This window comes from Streptomyces sp. NPDC048258 (assembly GCF_043201995.1).
Classification (GTDB): Bacteria; Actinomycetota; Actinomycetes; order Streptomycetales; family Streptomycetaceae; genus Streptomyces.
This window is the reverse complement of the sequence record NZ_JBICZH010000002.1, coordinates 1-26410: the sequence shown is the minus strand read 5'-3', so window position 1 is coordinate 26410 and position 26410 is coordinate 1. Positions and strand designations below refer to the sequence as shown.

At 71.2% G+C, this 26410-nt stretch carries 22 protein-coding genes; 13 read left to right on the top strand and 9 right to left on the bottom strand.

The genetic code is table 11. The features are described from left to right. Window positions 1-45: 45 nt before the first annotated feature. Window positions 46-1599 (bottom strand): ricin-type beta-trefoil lectin domain protein, encoded by a 1554-nt coding sequence (locus ACGFYQ_RS04260; RefSeq protein WP_393739820.1) that lies wholly within the window; start codon window positions 1597-1599, stop codon window positions 46-48. A 108-nt stretch (window positions 1600-1707) separates the two neighbouring features. Between ACGFYQ_RS04260 and ACGFYQ_RS04255 the strand changes: the two genes are divergently transcribed. From ACGFYQ_RS04255 to ACGFYQ_RS04245, 3 genes are all read left to right on the top strand, one after another. After that, a complete protein-coding gene (locus ACGFYQ_RS04255) occupies window positions 1708-3111 on the top strand; it encodes a class II fumarate hydratase (protein ID WP_393739818.1) in 1404 nt (467 codons plus the stop codon). A 113-nt stretch (window positions 3112-3224) separates the two neighbouring features. After that, entirely contained in the window at window positions 3225-3935 is a 711-nt protein-coding gene (locus ACGFYQ_RS04250; RefSeq protein WP_393739816.1) for a DUF402 domain-containing protein, read from the top strand. 256 nt (window positions 3936-4191) lie between these two features. Continuing rightward, a complete protein-coding gene (locus ACGFYQ_RS04245; protein ID WP_393739814.1) occupies window positions 4192-6480 on the top strand; it encodes a SpoIIE family protein phosphatase in 2289 nt (762 codons plus the stop codon). A gap of 87 nt (window positions 6481-6567) precedes the next feature. Here the strand turns inward: ACGFYQ_RS04245 and ACGFYQ_RS04240 are convergent, their stop codons facing one another. Then, window positions 6568-8859, bottom strand: coding sequence for a transglycosylase domain-containing protein (locus tag ACGFYQ_RS04240; protein WP_393739812.1), 2292 nt, complete (start codon window positions 8857-8859; stop codon window positions 6568-6570). Window positions 8860-9101: 242 nt separating this feature from the next. On the opposite strand from ACGFYQ_RS04240, the gene ACGFYQ_RS04235 reads away from it, so the two are divergent. The 6 genes from ACGFYQ_RS04235 (at window position 9102) to ACGFYQ_RS04210 (ending at window position 15419) form a co-directional block, all read left to right on the top strand. After that, window positions 9102-10019 (top strand): SPFH domain-containing protein, encoded by a 918-nt coding sequence (locus ACGFYQ_RS04235; RefSeq protein ID WP_393739810.1) that lies wholly within the window; start codon window positions 9102-9104, stop codon window positions 10017-10019. Further along, entirely contained in the window at window positions 10016-10318 is a 303-nt protein-coding gene (locus ACGFYQ_RS04230; protein ID WP_393739808.1) for a hypothetical protein, read from the top strand. The genes ACGFYQ_RS04235 and ACGFYQ_RS04230 overlap by 4 nt, the downstream gene beginning before the upstream one ends. Window positions 10319-10435: 117 nt before the next feature. Then, window positions 10436-11785, top strand: coding sequence for a serine hydrolase domain-containing protein (locus ACGFYQ_RS04225; protein ID WP_393739806.1), 1350 nt, complete (start codon window positions 10436-10438; stop codon window positions 11783-11785). Window positions 11786-11875: 90 nt separating this feature from the next. Further along, a complete protein-coding gene (locus ACGFYQ_RS04220; protein WP_393739804.1) occupies window positions 11876-12400 on the top strand; it encodes a PadR family transcriptional regulator in 525 nt (174 codons plus the stop codon). Next, on the top strand, window positions 12397-13083 hold the full coding sequence (locus ACGFYQ_RS04215) for an ABC transporter ATP-binding protein (RefSeq protein WP_393739802.1): 687 nt from the start codon (window positions 12397-12399) through the stop codon (window positions 13081-13083). Before ACGFYQ_RS04220 ends, ACGFYQ_RS04215 begins: the two co-directional genes overlap by 4 nt. Continuing rightward, complete coding sequence (locus ACGFYQ_RS04210; RefSeq protein WP_393739800.1) at window positions 13080-15419, top strand: ABC transporter permease; 2340 nt, start codon at window positions 13080-13082, stop codon at window positions 15417-15419. The genes ACGFYQ_RS04215 and ACGFYQ_RS04210 overlap by 4 nt, the downstream gene beginning before the upstream one ends. 27 nt (window positions 15420-15446) lie before the next feature. On the opposite strand, the gene ACGFYQ_RS04205 is transcribed toward ACGFYQ_RS04210, so the two are convergent. Then, window positions 15447-16394, bottom strand: a complete 948-nt coding sequence (locus tag ACGFYQ_RS04205) for a hydrogen peroxide-inducible genes activator (protein ID WP_393739798.1) — start codon at window positions 16392-16394, stop codon at window positions 15447-15449. A 135-nt stretch (window positions 16395-16529) separates the two neighbouring features. Here ACGFYQ_RS04205 and ACGFYQ_RS04200 point away from each other — a divergent pair, with 135 nt between their 5' ends. Next, window positions 16530-17084 carry a peroxiredoxin gene (locus ACGFYQ_RS04200; protein ID WP_393739796.1) on the top strand — a complete coding sequence of 185 codons (555 nt, stop codon included), beginning with the start codon at window positions 16530-16532 and terminating at the stop codon, window positions 17082-17084. A gap of 3 nt (window positions 17085-17087) precedes the next feature. Continuing rightward, window positions 17088-17627 carry an alkyl hydroperoxide reductase gene (locus ACGFYQ_RS04195; RefSeq protein WP_393739794.1) on the top strand — a complete coding sequence of 180 codons (540 nt, stop codon included), beginning with the start codon at window positions 17088-17090 and terminating at the stop codon, window positions 17625-17627. 56 nt (window positions 17628-17683) lie between these two features. Here ACGFYQ_RS04195 and ACGFYQ_RS04190 read toward each other — a convergent pair whose 3' ends face one another. The 5 genes from ACGFYQ_RS04190 to ACGFYQ_RS04170 all read right to left on the bottom strand — a co-directional run bounded on the left by ACGFYQ_RS04190 (window position 17684) and on the right by ACGFYQ_RS04170 (window position 23371). Continuing rightward, window positions 17684-18361, bottom strand: coding sequence for a hypothetical protein (locus ACGFYQ_RS04190; protein WP_393739792.1), 678 nt, complete (start codon window positions 18359-18361; stop codon window positions 17684-17686). Further along, window positions 18358-19695: an AI-2E family transporter gene (locus ACGFYQ_RS04185; RefSeq protein WP_393739789.1), complete on the bottom strand. Its 1338-nt coding sequence runs from the start codon at window positions 19693-19695 to the stop codon at window positions 18358-18360. The genes ACGFYQ_RS04190 and ACGFYQ_RS04185 overlap by 4 nt, the downstream gene beginning before the upstream one ends. Before the next feature lie 142 nt (window positions 19696-19837). Beyond that, window positions 19838-20542 (bottom strand): transglycosylase SLT domain-containing protein, encoded by a 705-nt coding sequence (locus tag ACGFYQ_RS04180; protein WP_393739787.1) that lies wholly within the window; start codon window positions 20540-20542, stop codon window positions 19838-19840. Window positions 20543-20965: 423 nt separating this feature from the next. Continuing rightward, entirely contained in the window at window positions 20966-22282 is a 1317-nt protein-coding gene (locus ACGFYQ_RS04175; RefSeq protein ID WP_393739785.1) for a PhoH family protein, read from the bottom strand. Between the two features lie 327 nt (window positions 22283-22609). Continuing rightward, window positions 22610-23371 carry an isoprenyl transferase gene (locus tag ACGFYQ_RS04170; protein ID WP_328927403.1) on the bottom strand — a complete coding sequence of 254 codons (762 nt, stop codon included), beginning with the start codon at window positions 23369-23371 and terminating at the stop codon, window positions 22610-22612. Window positions 23372-23498: 127 nt separating this feature from the next. Here ACGFYQ_RS04170 and mgrA point away from each other — a divergent pair, with 127 nt between their 5' ends. Beyond that, the gene (mgrA, locus tag ACGFYQ_RS04165; protein ID WP_393739783.1) at window positions 23499-24536 is read left to right on the top strand and encodes an L-glyceraldehyde 3-phosphate reductase; all 1038 of its coding nucleotides are present in this window, start codon (window positions 23499-23501) and stop codon (window positions 24534-24536) included. Window positions 24537-24668: 132 nt separating this feature from the next. On the opposite strand, the gene ACGFYQ_RS04160 is transcribed toward mgrA, so the two are convergent. Continuing rightward, entirely contained in the window at window positions 24669-25451 is a 783-nt protein-coding gene (locus ACGFYQ_RS04160; protein ID WP_393739781.1) for a prepilin peptidase, read from the bottom strand. Between the two features lie 315 nt (window positions 25452-25766). Here ACGFYQ_RS04160 and ACGFYQ_RS04155 point away from each other — a divergent pair. After that, on the top strand, window positions 25767-26410 hold a 644-nt coding region (locus tag ACGFYQ_RS04155), incomplete at its 3' end, for an IS701 family transposase (RefSeq protein WP_393739779.1).

Below are 26410 nucleotides of genomic sequence, written 5' to 3'. Positions count from 1 at the left end.
CGGGGGCGCCGGCCGGGTGTGGGGGGTGTCGGTGGAGCGGGGCGGTTACGACGTGAAGCGCTGGTTCGCCGATCCGTTGCAGGTCTGCAGGCGCAGCGGGTCGTGGGCGGCGGCCACCGTCAGGCACATGCCCGGGGAGGCCGCGGGGCGGATGGTGGCGCCGTCGCGGACGAACTGCTGGTTCGCTCCGCCGTGGCAGTTCCACAGGATCAGACCGGTGCCGGCGCCGTAGTTGGCGCCGGGGGCGTCGATGCAGCGGTCGTGGGTCAGTCCGATGTGGACGGACTTCTTCGCGGAGTCGTACCACCAGTCCTGGTTGCGGCCGCCGTGGCAGTCCCAGCCCAGGACCGCCGTCTCATTGGCGCTGGAGCCGCCCTTCGCGTCGAGGCAGTTGCCGGTCGCCTCGTTCTTCAGGGGTGCGTAGAGGGTGTCCCAGGCTCCGGCCTGGAGCACCGGGGTGCCCGTGCTCGCGGGGTCGGCGCAGGAGGCCTCGCGCAGGCCCGAGGTGTAGAGCTGGGTCAGGCAGGACGCGAACGCGCCGTGGCCGTTGTAGTTGGGGTGGAAGGACTGGCGGGCGGTGTTCTCGTCCCACGGGAAGTGGTCCCCGAGGTCCAGGTAGAGCCCGCGGGCCCAGGTGTTCTCCATGCACACCTCGTGGCCGTGGAAGAGCCGGGAGTTGTCCAGGTAGGTCGCGCCGGAGGCGAGGGCGGCGGCGCGCATGCCCTTCTCGAAGGTGGGGACCGCGTAGTTGCGGCCCCAGGTGGCGTCGGAGTCGTAGCCGGCGCAGCCTCCGGGGAGCTTGCCGGGGAAGTTCGGGTTGTCGTAGAAGTCGGGGCCGATGGGGCTGGGGTAGCCCATCACGACGAGCTTGTAGTCCGAGTCGGCGTAGCCGGCGTCGCGCATGACCGTCTTCAGGTCGGCGACGGTCGCCTCCACCTTGGGCTTCAGGCCGTCGACGCGCGCCTGCCAGCCGGGGCCGTACTTGGGCTCGCAGGTGCCCTGGCTGAGCACCCAGCGGGTGACGCAGTCGGTCATGACCGGGCCGAACTGCAGGTCGTCGTTGGCTCCGGCGACCAGCAGCACCATCTTGATCTTCGTGTTCCGTGCTTTGATGGCCAGGTTGTCGCTCTGCACCAGCTCGTCGGCGTACTGCTTGCTGCCGCCGATCCTGATGTTGCCGGTGTACCCGCCGGAGCAGGCGACGTTGAAGGTGAGGTCGGCCGGGATGCCGGTGCGGTGGATCGCCGAGTCCGGCGAGCGGTGGCACTGGTTGGACGAGGTGTTGGTCGCGGGGTCGTAGTTGCCGACGCCCTCGCCCGATATCTCGCTGTCGCCCAGTGAGATCAGCCCGGTCTTGCGCTCGTTCAGCGGCCGGATCGCCGCATCGCCGTAGATCTTGACGGCCTCCGCGGCGCGGATCGCCTCCAGCTCGGGCGAGAGGGGCGTGACGGTTCCGGCGGTGGTCGCCGCCGAGGTCCCCGCAAGGGTGGCCGCCTGGGCCATGGGGGTGATGGCGGTGACGCCCCCGAGGGCGGCCGCGACCGCCGCGACGGCGGCGAAGGTACATCTGAACCTGGATTTCGCGTGTGCACGTGCCATGAACGCCTCCCCGAATGCCGGTGTTACCCACGGTATTTACTGGTCAGTAGGGGAGATGGGAACACTTCGAACAAGACAATTGCTCAACTTTTTGAGGAGGCCACGAACATGACCGACGATCAGCAGGCCGAAGCGTTCCGGACCGAGCACGACTCCATGGGCGACGTACGGGTGCCCGCGCACGCCAAATGGCGTGCTCAGACCCAGCGCGCGGTGGAGAACTTCCCCATCTCCGGGCAGCGGCTGGAGCGCGCCCACATCGAGGCGCTCGCCCGCGTCAAGGCGGCGGCGGCCGTGGTCAACGCCCGTCTCGGCGTCGTGGACCAGGACATCGCCGACGCGATCCGCTCCGCCGCCGCCGAGGTCGCGGACGGCCGCTGGGACGACCACTTCCCCGTCGACGTCTTCCAGACGGGGTCCGGCACCTCGTCCAACATGAACACCAACGAGGTGATCGCCACCCTGGCCACCGAGCGGCTGGGCCGCGAGGTCCACCCCAACGACCACGTCAACGCCTCGCAGAGCTCCAACGACGTCTTCCCGTCCTCCATCCACATCGCCGCCACCGCCGCCGTCACCCGCGACCTGATCCCGGCCCTGGAGCACCTGGCCGCCGCGATGGAGCGCAAGTCCGCCGAGTTCGACCAGGTGGTCAAGGCCGGGCGGACGCATCTGATGGACGCCACCCCGGTCACCCTGGGCCAGGAGTTCGGCGGGTACGCGGTCCAGATCCGCTACGGCGTCGAGCGGCTGCGCGCGGCCCTGCCCCGCCTCGCCGAACTGCCGCTGGGCGGCACCGCGGTGGGCACCGGGATCAACACCCCGCCCGGCTTCTCCGCCGCCGTGATCGCCGAGGTCGCCGCGGACACCGGACTGCCGCTGACCGAGGCCCGCAACCACTTCGAGGCCCAGGGGGCGCGGGACGCGCTGGTCGAGACCTCGGGCATGCTCCGTACGGTCGCCGTCTCGCTCACCAAGATCTCCAACGATCTGCGCTGGATGGGTTCCGGGCCGCGCGCCGGATTGGCCGAAATCAATCTCCCGGATCTCCAGCCGGGGTCCTCGATCATGCCGGGGAAGGTCAATCCGGTCGTCCCGGAGGCCGTACTGATGGTCGCCGCACAGGTGATGGGGAACGACGCCGCCGTCGCGGTGGCGGGCGCGGCCGGCAACTTCGAACTCAATGTGATGCTCCCGGTGATGGCCAGGAACCTCCTCGAATCGATCCGGCTGCTCACCAACGCGAGCCGCCTGCTGGCCGACCGCACCGTCGACGGGATCACCGCCAACACCGCCCGGGCCAGGGAGTACGCCGAGTCCTCGCCCTCCGTCGTCACCCCGCTCAACCGCTACATCGGCTACGAGGAGGCGGCCAAGGTCGCCAAGAAGGCCCTCGCCGAACGGAAGACGATCAGGGAGGTCGTCCTGGAGTCCGGATACGTCGACCGGGGCGCCCTGACCCTGGAGCAGCTGGACGAAGCCCTGGACGTCCTGCGCATGACACGCCCCTGACAGGCCGGGACCCGGCCCCCGGCGGGGGGCCGGATCCGGTCGTTTCCCGTCCCCGAACACCTCGGTGACCTGCACCGCAGCGGGCGCGCGGGCCCCCGCCCTAAGATCTGCGCATGACAGGTACCTTCCGGCCCGGGAACGGCGCGGCGCGACGCGGCGGCGCGCAGGGCACGCGCTGGGCGCCCGGGGAGCAGATCCTCTGGCGCTACCGCGACCACGCCCCGGGGCTGAAGGGGCAGGTGCACATCTGCCGCCCGGTGACCGTCGTACAGGACACCGAGGAGTTGCTGGCCGTCTGGATGGCCCCGGGCACCGAGTGCGTCAAGCCGGTCCTCGCCGACGGCACACCCGTCCACGAGGAGCCGCTCGCCACCCGCTACACGGCGCCGCGGACCACCGTACGGTCGCGCTGGTTCGGCGGCGGGGTGCTGAAGCTGGCCCGGCCCGGCGACCCGTGGTCGGTGTGGCTGTTCTGGGGGCACGGCTGGCGGTTCAAGAACTGGTACGTGAACCTGGAGGAGCCCCGGTCGCGGTGGTCCCGCGGGGTCGACTCCGAGGACCACTTCCTCGACATCGCCGTCTACCCGGACCGCAGTTGGAAGTGGCTGGACGAGGACGAGTTCGCCCAGGCGCAGCGGTCCGGCCTGATGGACGGGGAGCAGGCGCGGCGGGTCCGGGAAGCCGGGCGGGCAGCGGTCGAGGTGATCGAGGAATGGGGGACGCCGTTCTCCGGCGGCTGGCAGGACTGGCGGCCGGATCCGGCCTGGACGGTTCCGGTCCTGCCGGAGGACTGGGACCGCACTCCGGCGCATATGACCTCATGAGACCCTTGATGCGCCCCCGGGGTTCAAACGTAGGATCGTCCTCCGGAAGGTCGCGCGCGCGAGGCGGTGCGGTCGTACCGTGCACCTGCAAGTGTCGTGCCGTACACGGAACTTGACCGGAGGTCGACGCGGGGCGAGAGGTAACGAGGGGGACGCGGAATCCGGGGTGATGGTGCCCCGGCCGCTGAGCGGGTATACCGCGACTGACCGAGTTGAGTGCAGCGCACATCGAGCGCAAACGGACGGAATTCCACGCGTGACGGAGTACCCCACCTCTCAGGAGGGCCCGCAGCCCGTCGCCTCCGGCGGAGGTACGGACGAGGCCGGCCACGGCAAGGCGCCCATCGCCGCCGCCGAGGCCGTACGCACGCATGCCGCGAGCGCCGGCGCCGGCCCTGTTCCTGGTCCTGTCGCGGAGCCGGGCGGCGCCGCCGCGGCGGCTTCCGACGTCCGCGCGGCCCGCTCCGCGGCGTCCGGCGGCTCGGCCGCCGGACTCCCCCGGCCCCGCCGCAAGTCGGCCGCGCCGGGCAACGTCACGGGCCCGGCGGACCCCGGCCAGGGCGCGGCCCGCCCGCGGCACGGCGGCCCCGCCCCCGACTCCGCGAGCGCCGCCGCCGGGCTCGGGGGCCCCGCCGAAGCCCCCCGCCCGCGCGGCGAAGGCGCCGACCCGGCCGGGGACGGCGCCGGCGGCCTGAGCGCGAGCGCGACCGGCGGGGCGGACCGGCACGGCGGCGGGATACCCGCCGTGGAAGCCACCGCGGCGCGCCGCGAAGGGGACCGGCTGCGCTTCGTCGGCGCCGCGACCCGGCGGATCGCCCGCGGCATCGACCTCGACGAGATCGTCCTCGGCCTGTGCCGCGCCACCGTGCCCACCTTCTCGGACGCGATCCTCGTCTACCTGCGCGACCCGCTCCCGGTCGGCGACGAACGCCCCGTCGGCCCGGTCGTTTTAAGGCTGCGCCGCACCGACCGGCTCCGGCCGATCGACGATCTCACCGACGCCGCGCCGAGCGGCACCATCGGCGCGGGCATGGACCTCGCCGGGGCGGCGGGGGCCGGCGGCGAGCTCGACTTCAGCCAGTTGCCGCTGGTCGGCCCGCAGGGTGACCTGCCCGCGGCCGAGCTGTGCGAGATCCGGCCCGGCGGCGCGCTCGCCGAGGTGCTGCGCGGCGTACGGCCCGTCTTCGGGTCCTCCGCCGCCGCCAAGGCCGCGCTGCCGGAGCTGCTGGGCGTGGACCATCCGCTGCCGCGCGGCAACCGGGCCGTCCTCGCGCCGCTGCGCGGCCGCCGCCGGGTGATCGGCGCGGCCGTGTTCCTGCGCAGCCCCGAGCGGCCCGCCTTCGAGCAGAACGACCTCCTGGTCGCCGCCCAGCTGGCCACCCACACCGCGCTCGGCATCGACAAGGCGGTCCTGTACGGCCGCGAGGCGTACATCGCCGACGAGCTCCAGCGCACCATGCTGCCCGACAGCCTGCCCCAGCCCACCGGGGTGCGGCTCGCCTCGCGCTACCTGCCCGCCGCCGAGACGGCGCGGGTCGGGGGCGACTGGTACGACGCCATCCCCCTGCCCGGCAGCCGGGTCGCGCTCGTCGTCGGCGACGTCATGGGCCACTCCATGACCTCCGCCGCGATCATGGGCCAGCTGCGCACCACCGCGCAGACCCTCGCCCAGCTGGACCTGCCGCCCGCCGAGGTCCTGCACCACCTGGACGAGCAGGCGCAGCGCCTGGGCTCCGACCGCATGGCGACCTGCCTGTACGCCGTCTACGACCCCGTCGCGCACCGGATCACCATCGCCAACGCCGGCCACCCGCCGCCGGTGCTGCTGCACCTGGGCGGCCGCGCCGAGGTGCTCCGCGTGCCCCCCGGCGCCCCCATCGGCGTCGGCGGCGTGGACTTCGAGGCCGTGGAGCTGGACGCGCCCGCCGGGGCCACGCTGCTGCTGTACACCGACGGCCTGGTGGAATCGCGCCTGCGGGACGTGTGGACCGGCATCGAGCAGCTCCGCGAGCGGCTGGCGAACACCGCGCAGCTGACCGGCCTGGACCACCCGCCGCCGCTGGAGGCCCTGTGCGACGACGTCCTGGACATGCTCGGCCCGGGCGACCGGGACGACGACATCGCGCTGCTCGCGGCCCGCTTCGACGGGATCGCGCCCAGTGATGTCGCGTACTGGTTCCTGGACCCGGAGGAGACCGCTCCGGGCCGGGCCCGCCGCTTCGCCCGCCGCGCCCTGACCCGGTGGGGCCTGGAGGAGCTGAGCGACTCCCTGGAGCTGCTGGTGAGCGAGGTCGTCACCAATGCCGTCCGGTACGCGGAGCGGCCCGTGACGCTGCGCCTGCTGCGTACGGACGTACTGCGCTGCGAGGTCGGCGACGACTCCCCGCAGCTGCCCCGCCAGCGCCGGGCCCGGGACACCGACGAGGGCGGCCGCGGGCTGTTCCTGGTCAACCGGATGGCCCGCCGGTGGGGTGCCACCCGGCTGAGCAGCGGCAAGGTGGTCTGGTTCGAGCTGCCCCTGCCGGGAGCGCACGAACGGCGTTGACCGTCCGGGGCGGCTGAAGCCCCGTACGAAAGACCGCCGCCCCGCAGCGTGAAGGCTGCGGGGCGGCGGTCTTTCCTCGACGGTCCGTCAGTGTCCGTCCGACTGCGGGAACAGCGGGTCCGGCGGCTTCGGCCCGCCGGTCTTGGTCGCGGTCGGCGTCGGGGTCGGCGTCGGGGTGACCGGCTTCGTCGGGGTGTTGGTCGGGTCCGGCGACTTGGTCGTGCTCTTCGACGGGTCCGGGGAGTTCTGCGACGGACTGGTGGTGACCGGCGGCTGGCTGGAGGCGCTGGGCGTGGGCGACGGGGTGGCGCTGCGGGACGGCGCCTGCACGGCACCCATCTCCGCCTCCTTCAGGTCGAACTTCCCCGTGTCCTCGCCCTTGAGCACGGCGAGGGTGTACGCCTTCCAGATCGAGGCCGGGAAGCTGGAACCGCCCGCGCGTCCCAGGCCGGCGGTGCCGGTCAGGGTGACCTGGCTGTGGGTGGTGGGGTCCTCGCCGAACATCGCGACGACAGTGACCAGCTCGGGCGTGTAACCGGTGAACCAACCGGCCACGTTGGACTCGGTGGTGCCGGTCTTGCCGGCGGCCTCGTAGGCGCTGCTCCTGACCTTGTTGCCGGAGCCGCCTTCGTCGTTGACCACGCCCGTGAGCACCTTGGTGACGGTGTCGGCGGTCTTGCGGCTGATGGCCTGGCTGCCGATGGCAGGCTCGGGCTTGAACTCGCGGTCCTTGTGCTCGGCGCTCTTGATGATGGTCGGCGTGACCTTCTTGCCGTGGTTGTCGAGGGTGGCGTAGACGCCGGCCATCTCCACGGTGTTCGCGCTCATGGTGCCCAGCGCCATGGCCGGCTTGTCCTCGGGCCAGCCCTCGCGGTCCTGCATGCCGAGTTCCAGGGCCGTCTTCTTCACGGCGGGCGGCTTCACGTCCACGATCATCTGCGCGTAGACGGAGTTCACCGAGAAGTTGGTCGCGTCCTGGACCGTGATCATCGGGTCGCCGAAGTTCCGGTTGTCCTGGTTCTGCGGGTTGAACGGGATCTTGCTGCCGACCACCTGGCGCTTGCTGGTGCCGTCGTACAGCGTGTTCGGCGTGATCGGCTTGCCGTCCTGGGTGGTCGCCCCGGTCTCCAGGGCGGAGGCGAGCACGATCGGCTTGAAGGTCGAGCCCGGCTGGTAGTCGGTGCGCAGGGCGTTGCTCGCGGACTTCTCCTCCAGGCCCTGACCGCCGTACATCGCGACGATCGCGCCGGTCTTCGCGTCCACGGAGGTCGCGCCGGCCTGGACGCTCTGGTCCTGGGGCTTGCCCTTGGTGTCCTTGCGGTCGAGCTTGGACTCCAGCTCGTCCTGGACCGCCTTCTCCAGCGCCGCCTGCTTCGCCTTGTCGACGTTGAGCGTGATGTTCCAGCCGCCGGCCAAGATCTGGGCGTCGGTGATGCCCTGCTTGTTCAGTTCTTCGGAGGCGGCCTGGACCAGGTAGCCCTTCTGCCCGTCCATGCCCGGGAGGGGCTTGGGCTTGATCGGCGGCGGGAGGCTCATGGTCTTGCGCTTGGCCTCGTCCAGCTCGCCCATCTCGACCATGTTGTCGAGGACGGCGTTGAAGCGGATGTTGACGAGCCTCGTGCCGTTCGGGCCGGCCGTCGCCAGGTCGTACTGGCTGGGGGCCTGGATGACGGCGGCGAGGTAGGCGCCCTGCTCCAGCGTGAGCTTGTCGGCGTCGACCCCGTAGAAGGCCTGGGCCGCGGCCTGGATGCCGTACGCGTTGCGACCGTAGAAGTTGGTGTTCAGGTAGCCGGCGAGGATCTCGTCCTTCTCCATGCGCCGGTCGACCTTGAGGGAGATCACGAGCTCCCGGATCTTGCGCGTCGGCGACTGGTCCTGCGTCAGGTAGTAGTTCTTGACGTACTGCTGAGTGATCGTCGAGCCACCTGCCGTGCCCTTGCCCCTGACGGTGTTGAACAGGCCTCGGGCCACGCCCATCACGTCGATTCCGCGGTCCTTGTAGAAGGACTTGTTCTCGATGGCGATGAAGGCGGTGCGGACGTCCGGCGGGATCTTGTCGATCGGCAGGATCTCGCGGTTCATCTTGCCGGTGCGGGCCATGATCGAGCCGTCGGAGTACCGGTAGGTGTTGCTCTGGAGCGTGGCCTGCTTGTTCGGGTCGGTGGGTTCGTTCACCGAGAAGTAGAGGATGACCGCCGTGGCCATGAGGAGCAGGATCCCCCCGAGGAAGGTCCCGACGATCTTCTTCCAGGTGAAGAAGCGACGTATGCCGGAGCGTTTGCCGTCGCTCCCCTTGCCCGTGGTGCCCTTCGCGCGTCCGCCCGGCGCCCGCCGCGCACCGCGCTGCTGCTGCGCCTTACGCGCTTCTGCTCGGCCCATCGCTCCCGCTCCGCTCGATAACCCCCCGACGTCAGCTCAGAAAGCTAACACCGCAGGCTGTGACAAAGGTTGGCCAACCGTGACCAATACCGGTCAATTCGGACGTGAGAATCAGCACCCACGCCACAGGAACCGACGCGCGCCAAGGCCGAAGGGTTGCCGCCCCGTGCGATCCGAAAGGAAAAGTGATATCACTTTGCTAAGCGGCTGGACCGGCCGCGACCACAGAAACGGGGCAGATCATGACCAATGCGATGACCGCAGAGACCGCACCGGCCGGGATACGCGAGTTCACCGCGCGCAGCGTGGGCGGCGGCCTGGCGCTGCTGCTCGGGCTGGCCGGCGTCGCGGCCGGGGCGGGCCTGATCGCGACCGGCGCGGTGCTGACGGCCGTCGCCGCCAAGGCCACGCTGATAGCGGCCGGCGTGCTGCTCGTCCTCGCCTCCCTCATCGCGATGAGCGGGCTCAACACGATCGCGCCGGGCGAGGCCCGCGTGGTCCAGCTGTTCGGCCGCTACCGGGGGACCATCCGCACGGACGGACTGCGCTGGATCAATCCGCTGACCTCGCGGGAGAAGATCTCCACCCGGGTACGCAACCACGAGACGGCCGTCCTGAAGGTCAACGACGCCTACGGCAACCCCATCGAGCTGGCGGCGGTCGTGGTGTGGCGGGTCGAGGACACGGCGCGGGCCACCTTCGAGGTCGAGGACTTCACGGAGTTCGTCGAGACCCAGACCGAGGCCGCGGTGCGGCACATCGCGATCGAGTACCCGTACGACGCGCACGAGGAGGGCGGCCTGTCGCTCCGCGGGAACGCCGAGGAGATCACCGAGAAGCTGGCCGTCGAACTGCACGCGCGGGTCGAGGCTGCCGGGGTGCACATCATCGAGTCCCGCTTCACGCATCTCGCGTACGCTCCGGAGATCGCCTCCGCGATGCTCCAGCGCCAGCAGGCGGGCGCGGTCGTGGCGGCCCGCAAGCAGATCGTGGAGGGCGCGGTGGGCATGGTCGAACTGGCCCTGACCCGCCTGCAGGAGGAGGACATCGTGGAGCTGGACCCGGAGCGCAAGGCCGCCATGGTCTCGAACCTGATGGTGGTCCTCTGCGGGGACCGCGCGGCCCAGCCGGTCGTCAACACGGGCACGCTCTACCAGTGAGGCCCGCCGGCGAGCCGCAGGACCCGGAACCGGGCCGGAACCCGGAACCGGGCCAGGGCCAGGGCCAAGGCGCAGAGCGGGCCGCGCGCGCGGGGCGGCAGGCGCGCAAGCAGGTGCTGCTGCGGCTCGACCCGCAGGTGTACGACGCCCTCGCGCGCTGGGCGGGCGAGGAACTGCGCAGCGCCAACGCGCAGATCGAGTTCCTGCTGCGGCGGGCCCTGTCCGAGACGGGCCGCCTGCCGGGCGGGGCCGCCCCGATCCCGCCCCGCGGCCGCCCCCGCACCTCGCCCGATTCCTGACCCGGGCTCCCCCCTGCAAACCCCTGTCGGGTATGTCAGCCGGCAGGCAGCCAGCCGCCGGCCCGCAGGGGGGTGCCCGGATCTGCCAAACATGGCGATTCTGCCCAAACTGGATGGATGAGGACCTCCCGAGCGGTTGAGAACACCTCGCACGGCTCGCGCCGGAGAGGAGTTCGCGCCGGGAGCCGGCGCCCCGCCCGCCGCACGGCTCTGCTGGCACCGTGCGTGGCGCTCCTGATCGCGGGCGGCACCCTTCCCCCCGGTGCGACGGCCCTGGCGCTCGACGACCCGTCGCCCACACCCGCGGCGACGGCGTCCCCCGTTCCGTCGGCCCTGAAGCCGATCGATCCGGCCGCCTTCCAGGCCGCCGTGGACCGCGCGGCGAAGAAGCTCATGGTGCCCGGCGCGATGGTCCTGCTCCGCACCCCGCAGGGGACCTTCCGCGCGATCGTCGGCACGACGGAACGGGGCACGGCCGAACCGCCGGACACCGGCGACCACTTCCGGATCGCCTCCAACACCAAGACCATGACGGCGGCGCTGATCGCGCTCCTCGCCCAGGACGGCAGGCTCCGGTTGAGCGATCCGGTGTCCGCCTACGTCCCGGGAGTGCCGGGCGGCGGGAACATCACCGTCGCCGAGCTGCTGAAGATGCGCAGCGGGCTCTACAACTACACGATGGCCCCCGAACTCTCGGCAGCCCTGGACGCCGACCCCGGGAAGGCCTTCACCCCGCAGGACGTCCTGGCCATGGCGTTCCGCCACCCGCCGAACTTCGCGCCCGACGCGTCCTACGAGTACAGCAACACCAACTACGCCCTGCTGGGGCTGGTCGCCGAGAAGGCCGGCGGCCGCCCCTTGGCGCAGCAGTTCCAGGACCGGCTGTTCGCCCCGCTCGGATTGAAGGGGACCTCACTCCCGGACCTCCACGACCGGTCGCTCCCCGAGCCCTACTCGCACGGCTACATGTTCGGCGGAACGTCGTACGCACTGGTCGACAAGCCCTACCCCGCCGCGATGAGCGAGGCGGCCAGGACGGGGAAGCTGGCGCCCATCGACTACACCCACCAGAACCCCTCCTACGCCACCGCCGCCGGAGGAGTCGTCTCCACCGCGGACGACCTGGCCACGTGGATCAAGGCGCTGGTGACGGGCGAGGTCCTGAACGCCGCATCCCAACAGCAGTGGCTCCGCAGCCCGCAGGCCGAGGACCCGGCGGCCCCGGACGGCCAGAAGTACGGCTACGGCATCGCCTACCAGCGCTTCGGCCCGAACGCCGCGATGTACTACCACGGCGGTGAACTCCCGGGCTTCAACTCCTTCATCGGCCACGACCCGGACAACGACGTCACCCTCGTGGTCTGGACGAACCTGACCCTGTCCCCCGACGGCCGCACCACGGCCCAGGCCCTGCTGCCCACCCTCCTCAACCAGATCTACGCCGGGCTCACCCTCCCCACCGTCTAGGCCCGGCCCGACGGGCGCGGGTGAGGCCGTAAGCCATCTCTACACCCCGCGTATACACCCCGCGTATACACCGCGTGTATAGTCCTTGGCATGTCCATCGGTCACACGCTCCTCGGCCTCCTGGAGGCCGGCCCCCGCCACGGCTACGACCTCAAGCGCGCCTTCGACGAGAAGTTCGGCCACGACCGCCCCCTCGCCTACGGGCAGGTCTACTCGACCATGTCCCGCCTCCTCAAGAACGGCCTCGTCGAGGTCGACGGGATAGAGAGCGGCGGCGGCCCCGACCGCAAGCGGTACGCCATCACCGACGCCGGCATCACCGACGTCGAGACCTGGCTCTCGCAACCCGAGAAGCCCGAGCCGTACCTCCACTCGACCCTCTACACCAAGGTCGTCCTCGCCCTGCTCACCGGCCGCAGCGCGGCCGAGCTGCTGGACACCCAGCGCGCCGAACACCTGCGCCTCATGCGCATCCTGACCCAGCGCAAGCGCAAGGGCGACCTCGCCGACCAGCTCGTCTGCGACCACGCCCTGTTCCACCTGGAGGCCGACCTCCGCTGGCTGGAGCTCACGGCCGCCCGCCTCGAACAGCTCTCCCAGGAGGTACGCCGATGACCCCGGCCGGCTCCCTGCTCGCCGCCACGGACCTCCGCAAGGCGTACGGGCCCACCCGCGCGCTCGACGGCGCCGAGTTCTCCATCCACCCGGGCGAGGTCGTCGCCGTCATGGGCCCCTCCGGCTCGGGCAAGTCCACCCTGCTGCACTGCCTCGCCGGGATCGTCACGCCCGACTCCGGCTCCATCACGTACGCCGGTCACGAGCTGTCCGCCATGAACGACGCCCAGCGCAGTGGCCTGCGCCGCACCGAGTTCGGCTTCGTCTTCCAGTTCGGGCAGCTCGTACCCGAGCTGACCTGCGTGGAGAACGTCGCTCTCCCGCTGCGCCTGACCGGCGTCAAGCGCAAGGAGGCCGAACGGACCGCCCTGCACTGGATGGAGAAGCTCGAAGTGGCGGACCTCGGCCGCAAGCGCCCCGGGGAGATATCCGGCGGCCAGGGCCAGCGCGTGGCCGTCGCCCGCGCCCTGGTCACCCAGCCCCGGGTGATCTTCGCCGACGAGCCGACCGGCGCCCTCGACTCCCTCAACGGCGAGCTCGTCATGCAGCTGCTCACCGAGGCCGCCCGGTCCGCCAACGCCGCCGTCGTCCTCGTCACGCACGAGACCCGCGTGGCCGCGTACTCCGACCGCGAGATCGTCGTACGCGACGGCAAGTCCCGCGACATGGAGCGGATCGTATGAGCACGCTCCGGACATGGGCCCGTGACCTCGGCACGGGCGCCCGGTTCGCCTTCGCCGGCGGCCGCGAGGGGTGGACCCGCACCCTGCTCACCGGTATAGGCGTAGGCCTCGGCGTCGCACTGCTGCTCATCAGCACGGCGATCCCCGGCGCGCTCGCCGCCCGCACCGATCGCGGCCTCGCCCGCAGCACGATGACCGCCGTCGCCGAGCAGCCCGGGCAGGACACCCTGCTCATCGCCCGGGCCAACCAGACGTACCACCGGATGGACATCGACGGCAGCCTGGTGAAAGCCGAGGGCCCCCGGGCCCCGGTGCCGCCGGGCCTGAAGAGGATCCCCGGCCCCGGCGAGATGGCCGTCTCCCCCGCCCTGAAGGAACTGCTGGCCTCCTCGGACGGCAAGCTGCTGCGCGAGCGCCTCGACGGGCGGATCACCGAGACCATCGGCGACGCCGGTCTGACGGGCCCCGGCGAGCTGGTCTTCTACGCGGGCGACGACCGGCTGCAGGTGGCGGCCGACACGATGGGCCGCGTCAGCCGGATCACCGCGTTCGGCCAGGAGCGGACCACCGAACGGCTCAGCCCGGTCCTCCTGCTCCTGGTCGTCCTCACCTTCGTCGCCCTGCTGCTGCCGGTCGCGGTGTTCATCGCCGCCGCCGTCCGCTTCGGCGGCGAGCGCCGCGACCGCCGGCTCGCGGCCCTGCGCCTGGTCGGCGCCGACAGCCGCATGGTCCGCCGGATCGCCGCGGGCGAGGCCCTGGCCGGGTCACTGGCCGGGCTCGTGCTGGGCACCGGCTTCTTCCTGATCGGGCGCCGGCTCGTCGGCGGCTTCACCTTCCAGCAGCGCAGCGTCTTCCCCGCCGACCTCGATCCGACGGTGTGGCTGGCCGCCCTCGTCGCGGTCGCGGTGCCGGCCGCGGCCGTCGCCGTCACCCTGTTCGCGCTGCGCGGCGTGGTGATCGAGCCGCTGGGAGTCGTACGGACGGCCCGGCCGGGCAAGCGCCGCATCTGGTGGCGGCTGCTCCTGCCGCTGGCCGGACTGGGCCTGCTCGTACCGATGACGGGCCGCGGGAACGACGGCGGGACGTTCAACCAGTGGCAGGTCAGTGCCGGTGTGGTGCTGCTCCTGGTCGCCATCACCGTGCTGCTGCCCTGGCTGCTGGAACGGTTCGTCGGCCGGATGTCCGGCGGTCCGGTCTCCTGGCAGCTGGCCGTGCGCCGCCTCCAGGTCAACAGCGGCGGCGCCGCCCGTCTCGTCAACGGCATCGCCGTGGCGGTCGCGGGCGCCATCGCCCTGCAGATGCTGTTCGCGGGCGTCGAGGGCGACTACACGGAGGAGACCGGACAGGACCCCTCCCGGGCCGCCGTCTCGATCCTGCTCGACCGCGACTCCAAGGTCGACGTGGACCAGCTGGCCCGGCAGGTCGCCGGGTCCGAGGGCATCGTGAAGGCGGTGCCGCTGCGCTCCGTCGCCGCCGCCCACACGGTTCCCGAGGACACCGAGCTCATCGACGTCACCGTCGGCAGCTGCGCGGCGCTGCGCGAGGTGGCCGCGCTGGACTCCTGCGAGGACGGCGACGCCTTCCTGGCCACCGGCGCCCCCGTCAGCGGCGGCCGGTACGGCGGCACGGCCGAACCCGGCGACAAGCTGTTCGTGGGCAACGTCGGGGGCTACTCGGACGAGGTCGGGCCGGTCGAGTGGACCGTGCCCGCCGCCGCCCGGCCGGTGGCCAGCCGCCCGGACCCGGTCGGCAAGCTGCGCTCGGGTCTGCTGGTGACCCCGTCGGTCGCGCCGAAGGACACCGGGGGATTCGGCTCGACCCAGATCTTCGTGCAGGCCGACGACTCGGTGCCGGACGGGCTGGAGCGGGCACGTACGGCCGCCTTCAAGGCGTCCCCCCTGTCCACCGCCATGACGCTGCGGGCCACGAAGCAGGACGGCAGCTACTCGGCGATCCGCACCGGGCTGTTCTTCGGGGCCACCGCGGTGCTGGTCCTCATCGGCTCGAGCCTGCTCGTCTCCCAGCTGGAGCAGCTGCGCGAACGCAAGAAGCTGCTGTCGGCGCTGGTCGCCTTCGGCACCAAGCGCTCCACGCTGAGCCTGTCGGTGCTGTGGCAGACCGCCCTGCCGATCGGCCTCGGGCTGGGCCTGGCCGCCGTGTTCGGGGTGGGACTGGGCGCCGTACTGATGCGGATGGCCGCGGCCCCGGTACGGATCGACTGGCTGTCGGTCGCGGGCATGACCGGCGTGGCCGCCGGTGTGGTCGCGCTGGTCACCGTACTGAGCCTGCCGCCGCTGCTGCGCCTGATGCGCCCGGACGGCCTGCGCACGGAGTGACCGTACGCCCGCTCCCGGAGGGCTCCCTCAGTCGGTGGGCCACACCGGGAGCGGGCGTACGGCTTCGCGCAGCGCGGCCGCGATCGCCCGGAACTCCTCCTGCCGGGCCGTTCCCGTACGCATGGCCAGCGCGATCCGCCGGGACGGCGCGGGTTCGGCGAAGTACCCGGTGGCCAGGTACTCGTTGCGGGCGGTCTCCAACCGCAGCGCCGTACGCGGCAGCAGCGTCACGCCCAGGCCCCCGGCGACCAGCTGGACGAGGGTGGACAGCCCGGCGGCGGTCGTGGTGACGTCCGCCCCGTCGGTGCGCCCGGCCTCGCGGCAGATGTCCAGGGCCTGGTCGCGCAGGCAGTGCCCCTCGTCGAGCAACAGCAGTTGCAGGCCGCGCAGTTCCTCGCGCGGGATGTCCTTGCGCCCGGCCAGTGGATGCTCCCGGGGTGCCAGGAGCACGAAGTCCTCGTCGAAGACGGGCAGTTCGGTGACCCCGGGGACGCCGAGCGGCACCGCGAGCAGCAGCAGGTCGAGGCGCCCGCCGGCCAGCCCCTCCAGCAGCGAGGACGTCTGCTCCTCGTGCACCTGGAGGTCCATCCGCGGATACCGCCGGTGGAACAGCCCGAGCACGGTCGGCAGCAGGTACGGCGCCACCGTGGGGATCACCCCGAGCCGCAGTACCCCGGTGAAGGGGGCCCGTACCGCTTCCGCCTCCTCCAGCAGCCCGCCCATCGCGTCGAGCACCACCCGCGCCCGCGCCGCGATCCGCTCCCCGGCCGGGGACAGCAGCACCTTGCGGGTGGTGCGCTCCAGCAGCTGCACGCCGAGCGCCTCCTCCAGCGCGGACACTGCCCCGGACAGCGCGGGCTGACTCATCCCGATCGCCGCGGCGGCGTCCCGGAAGTGCAGGTGCTCGGCGACGGCCGCGAACGCCCGCAACTGAGCGAGGGTGGGTTGCTTCGCTCCCCTATTACCGACAGCCACTGATAGGTACCTCCGATCACCCGACGCAAGACTAGCTATTTCCGTAATCAATGCAGCTGTGCCAGCATGTGAGATCCGTCCAACCCCCTTGGAAAGCCCCCAAAAGGGTTACTTTCCTGTCTGCAAGGAGAGCACGTGCTCACTGTCGGCGACAAGTTCCCCACCTACGATCTGACCGCCTGCGTCTCGCTCGAAGCCGGCAGCGAGTTCGCCCAGATCGACCACAAGACCTACGAGGGCAAGTGGCGTGTGGTGTTCTTCTGGCCGAAGGACTTCACCTTCGTCTGCCCGACCGAGATCGCCGCGTTCGGCAAGCTGAACGACGAGTTCCTGGACCGCGACGCCCAGATCCTCGGCGTCTCCGGCGACTCCGAGTTCGTCCACCACGCCTGGCGCAAGGACCACGCCGACCTGCGTGACCTGCCCTTCCCGATGCTGGCCGACTCCAAGCACGAGCTCATGCAGGCGTGCGGCGTCCAGGGCGAGGACGGCTTCGCGCAGCGCGCCGTCTTCATCGTCGACCAGAACAACGAGATCCAGTTCTCGATGGTGACCGCCGGCTCCGTGGGCCGTAACCCCAAGGAGGTCCTGCGGGTCCTCGACGCCCTGCAGACCGACGAGCTGTGCCCCTGCAACTGGACCAAGGGCGAGAGCACCCTCGACGCCGGCGCGCTGCTGGCCGGTGAGTGACGGATGTCCCTCGACTCCCTGAAGTCCGCCGTACCGGACTTCGCCAAGGACCTGAAGCTGAACCTCGGTTCGGTCATCGGCAACCAGGACAAGCTCTCGCAGCAGCAGCTGTGGGGCACCGTCCTGTCCTGCGCGATCGCCGCCCGCTCCCCGCGCGTCCTGCGTGAGCTGGAGCCCGAGGCGAAGGCGAACCTGTCGCCGGAGGCGTACACCGCCGCCAAGTCCGCCGCCGCGGTCATGGCGATGAACAACGTCTTCTACCGCACGCGGCACCTGCTCTCCGACCCGGAGTACGGCACCCTGCGCGCCGGCCTGCGGATGAACGTCATCGGCAACCCGGGCGTGGAGAAGGTCGACTTCGAGCTGTGGTCGCTCGCCGTCTCCGCGATCAACGGCTGCGGCCAGTGCCTCGACTCGCACGAGCAGGTCCTGCGCAAGGCCGGTGTCGACCGCGAGACGGTCCAGGAAGCCTTCAAGATCGCCTCGGTGATCCAGGCCGTGGCCGTCACCCTCGACGCCGAGGCCGCCCTCGCCGCCGAGTAGCACCGCCTCGTACGAAGACCAGGGCCCCGCGGCCGGGAACGGCCGCGGGGCCTTCGTCATTTCTTGACCGCGGCCATCAGCGCGCGCATGTCCTCGATCATCGCCGCCTTGACGGCGTCCTCGTCGGGCTCGGGAACGTTCGGCTCCCCGAACCACCCGACGTGAAGGGTGAACACCGCCCCGCCGTCGAGCACTTGGAGCCGGGGACCCCGGGCCTGCCGGCTGAGCAGCGCCCGCTCGCCCAGCCCGGGGACCTGCTCCAACTCCCCGATGCCGATGCTGTCCCACAGCTGCGCGCCGGTCCCGGGACCGGCGCCGAACTCCGCCCGGGGATCCGTCTGCTTGTGCAGCTGGACCAACGCGTCAGCCTGGAAGTACAGCCGGCCCTCCGCGTGGTCCGCAGAGTACGTGCACGCCGACCAGTCCAGCGCGGGATGCTCGGCGTGGCGCGGAATGTCCCTGCTGAGCTTCGCGGTGGCCCCGGAGACCGCGGTCAGCGGCACCTCCTTGCACAGGTCTTCGGAGTGCCGGTACGCGATGCGCGGCGCATCAGTGAAACGATCCTGCGCCGCGAGGGTCCCGGCCCAGACCGCCGAGGCCAGCAGCGCCCCGCCCAGCGCCCACAACCACGGGCGACGGGGCCCGCGTACGGGATCGCCCACTGCGCCCGGCTGCGCCGTCTCGGTCGGCTGCACCGACTCCCACTCCCCGTCGAGCTCGGGCTCGCCGATCACTTCTGCCCCGTCTCCGCCTGGCCCAGGGCCGTCGCCCCGTGCGGCGACGGACCGACCGAGTCGGCGCCGTGCAGGAGCTGCTCGCGCGAGTACGCCCTCAGGTAGCCCACCACCGTGTTGGTGACGGCGACCAGCGGTACGGCGACCACCGCTCCGCCGATGCCCGCGATCATCCCGCCGGCGGCCACGGCGAGCACCACCGCGAGCGGGTGCACCCGTACCGCCCGGCCCAGGATGAAGGGCTGGAGCACGTGCCCCTCGATCTGCTGCACGGCCAGGACCACGAGCAGCACCATCAGCGCGGTGAAGACGCCCTGGGTCACGAGCGAGACGACCACCGCGAGGGCGCCCGAGACCACGGCGCCCACGAGCGGGATGAAGGCGAACAGGAAGATGAAGACGGCCAGCGGCACGGCCATCGGCACGTTGAGGAAGTAGAGGCCGAGGCCGATGAAGATGGCGTCGATGAGCGCGACGAGGACGGTGCCGCGGACGTACGCGGTCAGCGTGCGCCAGGCGCGCGGACCGGCTCCCGCCACGCCGGGCCGGGCGGCGGCCGGGACGAGGCCGAGCGTCCAGGTCCAGATGCGCTTGCCGTCGTAGAGCAGGAACAGCGTCGAGAACATCGCGAGCAGTATCCCCGTCAGGACCTCGACGAGCACCGTCACGCCTTGCAGGCCCGCGGAGGTGATCTGCTCGGTGTTGGTGCCGATGGTCTCGCTGAGGTTCTTCGCGATGTCGGTGATCTGCTTCTCGGTCACGTGGAACGGACTGTCCAGTGCCCAGAGTTTGAGTTCGTTGATGCCGTCGCGGACCCGGTCGGAGAGGTCGTCGAGGTTCTCCATGACCTGCCAGACCACGAACCAGCCGACCAGCCCGATGACCACGAAGCCGAGGATCGCGGTGACGGCGGTGGCGAGGCCGCGCGGCAGGCCGAGGCGGCGCAGCCGGACCACGAAGGGCTGGAGCAGTGCGGTGACCAGCATGGCGGCGGCGAAGGCGAGGACGACCAGGCGGACTTCGCTGATCACCTTCATCAGCACCCAGAGCATCCCGGCCAGGAGCAGGAGCCGCCAGCTGACCTCGGCGGCGACCCGCATGCCCCACGGGACCACGGTCACCGGGTCGGGGCGCTCGGGGACCACGGGGACGGCGGCGGCCGGGTCGGTGGATCCCGGTGCCGCAGCGGCGGCCTGCGGCCGGTCGGACGCGACGGGTCGCGGCAGGTCGCCTCTGGTCTCGGCCTCTACCTCGGCGCGCCGCTCGCTGAGCCGCGCCTCCATCCGGTTCAGCCTGCTCCCGAGCCGGCCGAGCCAGCCTGCCCTCTTCGACATGTCGTTCCCTTCCCCCCGCCCACTGGTCACACCTCGAAAGACCGTACACGCGAGGAGCCCCGCACCGTAGGACGGTGCGGGGCTCTCCGGGGTTGAGCGGGGTGCGGTGGCGGCTGCCGGTGGGCGGCCGGCCGCGTGTCGGCTAGTACCAGCCGTTGGCCTGGTGGAAGCTCCAGGCTCCGCACGGGCTGCCGTAGCGGTCCTCCATGTAGTTCAGGCCCCACTTGATCTGCGTAGCGGGGTTGGTGCGCCAGTCGTCACCGGCCGAGGCCATCTTCGAGCCCGGGAGCGCCTGGACCAGACCGTAGGCACCCGAGGACGAGTTGACGGCCTTGTAGTTCCAGGTGGATTCCTGGTTGATGATGTTCGAGAAGCACTGGAACTGGCCGGACGGGACCATCTGCTGGGCGATGGCCTTGACCTGCGCGACCGTGTAGGAGCTCTGGACCGCGAAGTCTCCGGCGTCGCGGGCGGCGGAGCGGCTGGCGGCCTGCTCCTTCTCCTCGCGTTCCTTCTTGGCCTTGGCGTCCGCCTCCGCCTTGGCCTTCTCCGCCTCCGCCTTCTTGGACTTGGCGTCCTCGGCGGCCTGGATGCGGGCTGCCTCCTCGGCCGAGCGCTTGGCGTCGGCGTCGGCGGCGTGGGCGATGGTGTCGGCCTGCTGGGTCAGGGACCCGCTCTGGACCTGCGCCTGGTCGCCGACCGGGATGTCAGTGAGGAGAGTCGCGCCGGACGCTGTCGTTTCGAGATCGTTCGTGGGGTCGCCAGTGGCAACGCCAACGACTGCGCCGACGGTGGTGACCGCGGTGGCCGAAGCCACTGCGAACCCCCGGACCGAGATCCGGCTCACATGATGTCCTTCCAGCAACGTCCGCAGTGACCGCGCGGGCGCAAGAGTGCCCCTCGACACTGGCCTCCGTGGTTCTGCGGTCACTGGAGACGCGGGCCCGTGGGCAGCTCCCTTGCGGGGACCGCCGCGTGAAACTCCGGGCGGCATACGGCGATCGACTGTGGAGTTGTGGTGCTGCGCGCACCTCACGGAGTTACCGGAGATACACATGTGCCGTATGCGGGGCCTGACGGAAAACAGACTCTGCCGGACGGCGACGCCGCGGGGCAATTCTGTGTTGCGTGGGAAAGGTCACACCTGGGATGTCGCCGTTGATTCGGCGAAAGGACTGTGCAGCACGACGCCGCCCGGCTAGGCTCTCGGGCCTTTGCCGGGCGGCGCCAACTCACCTTCCCGCTATGGGTGTTTTGCCCCCTGTGGTCGTTACAGGGATTCGAGCATCTCGGTGACGAGTGCGGCGATCGGGGAGCGCTCGGACCGGGTCAGCGTGACGTGGGCGAAGAGGGGGTGCCCCTTCAACTTCTCGACCACGGCGACGACTCCGTCGTACCGGCCGACCCGCAGGTTGTCCCGCTGGGCGACGTCATGGGTCAGAACGACCCGCGAATTCGCGCCGATTCGGGACAGAACGGTCAGCAGGACGTTCCGCTCCAGCGACTGGGCCTCGTCCACGATCACGAAGGCGTCGTGGAGCGAGCGGCCGCGGATGTGCGTGAGCGGCAGGACCTCCAGCATCCCGCGGTTCAGCACCTCCTCGATGACCTCGCGCCCGGCGACCGAGGAGAGGGTGTCGAAGACCGCCTGCGCCCAGGGGCTCATCTTCTCGGAGGCGTCCCCGGGCAGGTAGCCGAGGTCCTGGCCGCCCACCGCGTACAGCGGCCGGAAGACCATCACCTTCTGGTGCTGCCGCCGCTCCAGCACGGCCTCCAGGCCCGCGCAGAGCGCCAGCGCCGACTTTCCGGTGCCGGCCCGGCCGCCCATCGAGATGATCCCGATCTCGGGGTCGAGGAGGAGGTCCAGGGCGATGCGCTGCTCGGCACTGCGGCCGTGCAGCCCGAAGGCCTCGCGGTCGCCCCGTACGAGCTTCACGTTGCCGTCCGCCGTGACCCGGCCGAGCGCCTTGCCGCGCTCGGACTGCAGGACCAGCCCGGTGTGCACGGGCATCTCGGCGGCCTCCGGGACGTAGAGCCGCTCCTCCGAATAGAGGAGGTCCACCTGTTCCCCGGAGAGGGCGAGTTCGCTCATGCCGGTCCAGCCGGCGTCCGTGATGGCGAGCTCCGCCCGGTACTCCTCGGCCAGCAGGCCCACGGAGGAGGCCTTGATGCGCAGCGGGAGATCCTTCGAGACCACCGTGACGTCGTAGCCCTCGGCCTGGAGATTGCGGGCGACCGCGAGGATCCGCGAGTCGTTGTCCCCCAATCGGAAGCCGGCGGGCAGGACACCCGGGTCGGAGTGGTTGAGCTCGACACGCAGGGTGCCGCCCAGATCGCCCAGCGGGATGGGGGCGTCGAGGCGTCCGTACCGGACCCGGAAGTCGTCGAGCAGGCGCAGGGCCTGGCGCGCGAAGTAGCCGAGTTCGGGATGGTGCCTCTTTGCCTCCAGCTCGGTGATCACCACGATCGGGAGCACGACCTCGTGCTCGTCGAAACGGGTGGTCGCGTTGGGGTCTGCCAGCAGGACGCTGGTGTCGAGGACGTAGGTCCGCCTGTCGGGCAGGCGGCGCTTTGTGCTGGTCACCACGGAAGGACGTACCCCCTCGGAAGAGGTCGGGCCATGAAGACCGGACCGGTCATCGGCACCCATGCCAGGGCCGATTTCCGGCCCTCCCACTTCGTCCGTGCGAACCGCACGTGCGTCCTGGTGCAAAGGGCCTCCCGGGCGGACGACCCCATGCCGTCCGCTGAGACTCGACACCCGTGGATCGGGCATCGACCTGAAAGGGGTATTCCCAGATCAGGCCAGGCCATGCCATGGCATATGACGGACGCTCGGTGAATCCCTGGTGAAGGCTTGGGAGGGAGGGGGCGGCGGTGACCCGAAGGGGCGTCAGAGGACACCCAAGGTCACTCAGGTGCCGTAGCGCCGGTGGCGGGCGGCGTAATCGCGCAGGGCCCGGAGGAAGTCGACCTTGCGGAAGGCCGGCCAGAAGACCTCGCAGAAGTAGTACTCGGAGTGCGCGCTCTGCCACAGCATGAATCCGGACAGCCGCTGCTCGCCGCTGGTGCGGATCACGAGGTCCGGGTCGGGCTGGCCGCGCGTGTAGAGGTGCTCGGCGATGTGGTCGATGTCCAGGATCTCGGCGAGCTCCTCGAAGGAGGTGCCCTTCTGCGCGTGCTCCAGGAGCAGCGAGCGGACCGCGTCGGCGATCTCCTGGCGGCCGCCGTAGCCGACGGCGACGTTGACGAGTATCCCGTCGATGTCGTGCGTGGCCTGCTCGGCCTCCTTCAGCACGGTCTGCGTCTGTGCGGGCAGGATGTCGAGGTTGCCGACGTGGTGGACGCGCCAGCGGCCGTCGGCGGCGAGGCCCCGTACGGTGTTCTCGATGATGTTGAGCAGCGGGCGGAGCTCGACCTCCGGCCGGTCCAGGTTGTCCGTGGAGAGCATCCACAGGGTGACGACCTCGACGTCGGTCTCGGTGCACCAGCCCAGCATCTCGGAGATCTTGTCGGCTCCGGCCTGGTGGCCCTGTTCCGTCGTACCTCCGGACGCCTTCGCCCAGCGCCGGTTCCCGTCCAGGATGACGCCGATGTGCTTGGGCGCCGCGTCATGGTCGAGGCGGCCTTCCACCCGGCGTGCGTAGAGCCTGTACACCAGGTCGCGCAGCTTCACGATCTTCCAGCCCCTCCGTGCAATGCCCCCGTGCGAATTGCGGTCTCCCCCGAGGCGGCCACATTACTGCGCGGTGGGATGGGGTACCCAACTCGGTCTGTCACAAGTCCGTGATAGGGAGGACAACGTGACTGATACCAATCCCTATCGGGCAGAGCCCTCGCGCTACGACGCCATGGAGTACCGGCGCACCGGCCACAGCGGCCTCAAGCTCCCCGCCATCTCCCTCGGCCTCTGGCACAACTTCGGCGACGACAAGTCGCTGGAGTCCCAGCGGGCGATCCTGCGCCGGGCCTTCGACCTGGGCATCACCCACTTCGACCTGGCGAACAACTACGGTCCCCCGGCCGGCTCGGCCGAGCTGAACTTCGGCAAGATCTTTTCGCAGGACTTCGCGTCCTACCGCGACGAGCTGATCCTCTCCACCAAGGCCGGCTACCTGATGCACCCGGGGCCGTACGGCGAATGGGGCAGCCGGAAGTACCTGCTCAGCTCGCTGGACGCCTCGCTGAAGCGGATGGGCGTGGACTACGTCGACATCTTCTACTCGCACCGCTTCGACCCGGAGACCCCGCTGGAGGAGACCATGGGCGCCCTGGCGTCCGCGGTCCAGCAGGGCAAGGCGCTCTACGTCGGCGTGTCCTCGTACACCGCGGAGCAGACGGCCGAGGCGGTACGGATCCTGCGCGGGATGGGGGTGCGTCCGCTGATCCACCAGCCCTCGTACTCCATGATCAACCGCTGGACGGAGGAGGACGGGCTGCTGGACACCCTGGAGGACTCCGGCATGGGCTGCATCTCCTTCGCGCCGCTCGCGCAGGGGCTGCTGACGGGCAAGTACCTCAAGGAGATCCCGGAGGGCTCGCGGGCCACGCAGGGCAAGTCCCTCGACCCCGACCTGCTGTCGGACGAGGTGCTCCGCCGGCTGAACGGGCTGAACGACATCGCCGCGCGGCGCGGCCAGTCGCTGGCGCAGCTGGCGCTGAAGTGGGTGCTCCGCGACGACCGGATGACGTCGGCGCTGATCGGCGCGTCGAGCGTCAGGCAGCTGGAGGAGAACGTGGCCGCGCTGGGCGGAGATCCGCTCTCCGAGGCCGAGTTGGAGGAGATCGACTCCTTCGCGGTGTCCACCCCCGGCACCAACCTCTGGGCCCAGCGCGGCTGACCTGCGCGTTTGCCCGAAGGGTGCGGAGAACAAAAAACGGGCCGGTCCGTGGGGGGGGATACGGACCGGCCCGAGGGGGGGGTTCCACCATAACCCTTCGTAAAGCGTGATGCGTGCATTGCCGCGCCACGATTACGCTCCGAAACCGCCCAGCAGCACTCCGGTGAGTGCTCCGGCGGCCATGAAGGGGCCGAAGGCGAAGCTCCGCTTGCGGGCCGCGGGGCCGCGCAGCACAAGGGACAGGCCGTACAGGGCCCCGTAGAGGAGGCCCAGGAAGGCCCCGGCGGCCCATACCCCCCACCCGTACCACCCAAGAGCGACCCCCAGCGAGAGCGCCAGCTTGACGTCGCCGAAGCCCATCCCCGCGGGGTTGATCAGGAACAGCACGAGGTACCCGGCGGCGAGCAGGCCCCCGCCGAGCAGCGCGTGCCGCCAGTCGCCTCCGGCGCGGGGCAGCAGGGCGGCCGGGCCGAGCCCGGCGGCGAATGCCGCGGCGAGCGGGAGGGTCAGTACGTCGGGGAGCCGGTGCACGGCGCGGTCGACCAGGGCGAGCAGTACGAGCGCCGGGGCGAGGGCGACGTAGACCACGGCCTCGGGCCGGGCCCCGACGGCCGCCCCCAGCACGGCGCAGACGGCTCCGGTGAGGACGGCGAGGTGGGCGGCGGGACGCCCGTACGCGTGCGGGGCGTGCGGGGCCGCGGGCGCGGGCGGCGGGGCGTCCGGGCCGGGCACCACGACCCCCACGGGAACGCGGCAGCGGGCCGGGCCGAGCCAGCCCGACAGCCGGTGGCCCAGCGGGCAGCGCTCCCGCCAGGACTCCCCCGGCTCGACGGAGAGCCGGTAGGCGGCACGCGGCAGCAGCAGCCCGGCGGCCACCCCGTACCCGGCGGCAAGAACGATCACGACGACGCCCATCCGCCGACGGTAGGCCCCGGCGCCGGTCGGCGCATAGCCCGGTCGAGGCGCTGAGGATCCCCCGGACGGAGTCCGGGGACGGGCCCGGGGGCAGAGCCCCCGCAACCGCGCCGCACACGGCGCCGGTCGGCGCATAGCCCGGACGGCGGTGCCCCCACCCAGCCCCGCCTGGGGGCACCGCCGGGGCGGAGCCCCGGCAACGGCGCCGCACCCGGCGCGAACCCGCCGGCACCCCCAAGACACCCCCTAGTAGGGCTTGGTCAGGTCGGTTGTGGTTGAGCGTGTCCTTCTGGTTCGGTGTTGCGTTGAGAGAGCGTGACACCGGACGAGATTGCGGCTGTACGTGGCGAGTTGGAGGACTTCGCGGCGGAGGTTTTCGAGCCGTTCGCGAGGAACGACCAGCGTCGGTGGGGGCGGGTCTACCTGCGAGGCCTGCTCACCGACGGACAGCGCAAGTCGGTCGAACCTATGGCCGCCCGGCTCGGGGAGGACGGAAACCGGCAGGCCCTGGCCCACTTCGTGACCACCAGCCCATGGGATCCGGCGCATGTGCGGGCCCGGCTGGCCTGGAGGATGGAAAAGGCGATCCAGCCCACCGTGCTGGTCTTCGATGACACTGGGTTCCTCAAGGACGGCAATGCCTCGGCGTGTGTGTCGCGGCAGTACACCGGCACGGCGGGCAAGGTCACCAACTGCCAGGTGGGCGTCTCGCTGCACCTGGCCTCGGATCACGCCTCGGCGGTGGTGGACTGGAGGCTGTTCCTGCCCGAGACCTGGGCGCCCGGGTCCGTGAAGGCGGACCCGGACAAGGTCGCCCGCCGCACCGCCTGCGGCATTCCCGATGACATCGGGCACGTGGAGAAGTGGCAGCTCGCACTCGACATGCTCGACGAGACCCGTTCCTGGGGCATCGAGGTGCCGGTGGCCATCGCGGACGCCGGATACGGAGACGCGGCCGC

What these genes read in the sequence shown, in the direction of transcription:
- ACGFYQ_RS04215 (WP_393739802.1), top strand. Translation starts at nt 12,397, where the DNA reads ATGACCCCGGCCGGCTCCCTGCTCGCCGCCACGGACCTCCGCAAGGCG.
- ACGFYQ_RS04210 (WP_393739800.1), top strand. Translation starts at nt 13,080, where the DNA reads ATGAGCACGCTCCGGACATGGGCCCGTGACCTCGGCACGGGCGCCCGG.
- ACGFYQ_RS04240 (WP_393739812.1), bottom strand. Translation starts at nt 8,859, where the DNA reads ATGGGCCGAGCAGAAGCGCGTAAGGCGCAGCAGCAGCGCGGTGCGCGG.
- ACGFYQ_RS04195 (WP_393739794.1), top strand. Translation starts at nt 17,088, where the DNA reads ATGTCCCTCGACTCCCTGAAGTCCGCCGTACCGGACTTCGCCAAGGAC.
- ACGFYQ_RS04160 (WP_393739781.1), bottom strand. Translation starts at nt 25,451, where the DNA reads ATGGGCGTCGTCGTGATCGTTCTTGCCGCCGGGTACGGGGTGGCCGCC.
- ACGFYQ_RS04260 (WP_393739820.1), bottom strand. Translation starts at nt 1,599, where the DNA reads ATGGCACGTGCACACGCGAAATCCAGGTTCAGATGTACCTTCGCCGCC.
- ACGFYQ_RS04185 (WP_393739789.1), bottom strand. Translation starts at nt 19,695, where the DNA reads ATGTCGAAGAGGGCAGGCTGGCTCGGCCGGCTCGGGAGCAGGCTGAAC.
- ACGFYQ_RS04250 (WP_393739816.1), top strand. Translation starts at nt 3,225, where the DNA reads ATGACAGGTACCTTCCGGCCCGGGAACGGCGCGGCGCGACGCGGCGGC.
- ACGFYQ_RS04225 (WP_393739806.1), top strand. Translation starts at nt 10,436, where the DNA reads ATGAGGACCTCCCGAGCGGTTGAGAACACCTCGCACGGCTCGCGCCGG.
- ACGFYQ_RS04220 (WP_393739804.1), top strand. Translation starts at nt 11,876, where the DNA reads ATGTCCATCGGTCACACGCTCCTCGGCCTCCTGGAGGCCGGCCCCCGC.
- ACGFYQ_RS04255 (WP_393739818.1), top strand. Translation starts at nt 1,708, where the DNA reads ATGACCGACGATCAGCAGGCCGAAGCGTTCCGGACCGAGCACGACTCC.
- ACGFYQ_RS04235 (WP_393739810.1), top strand. Translation starts at nt 9,102, where the DNA reads ATGACCAATGCGATGACCGCAGAGACCGCACCGGCCGGGATACGCGAG.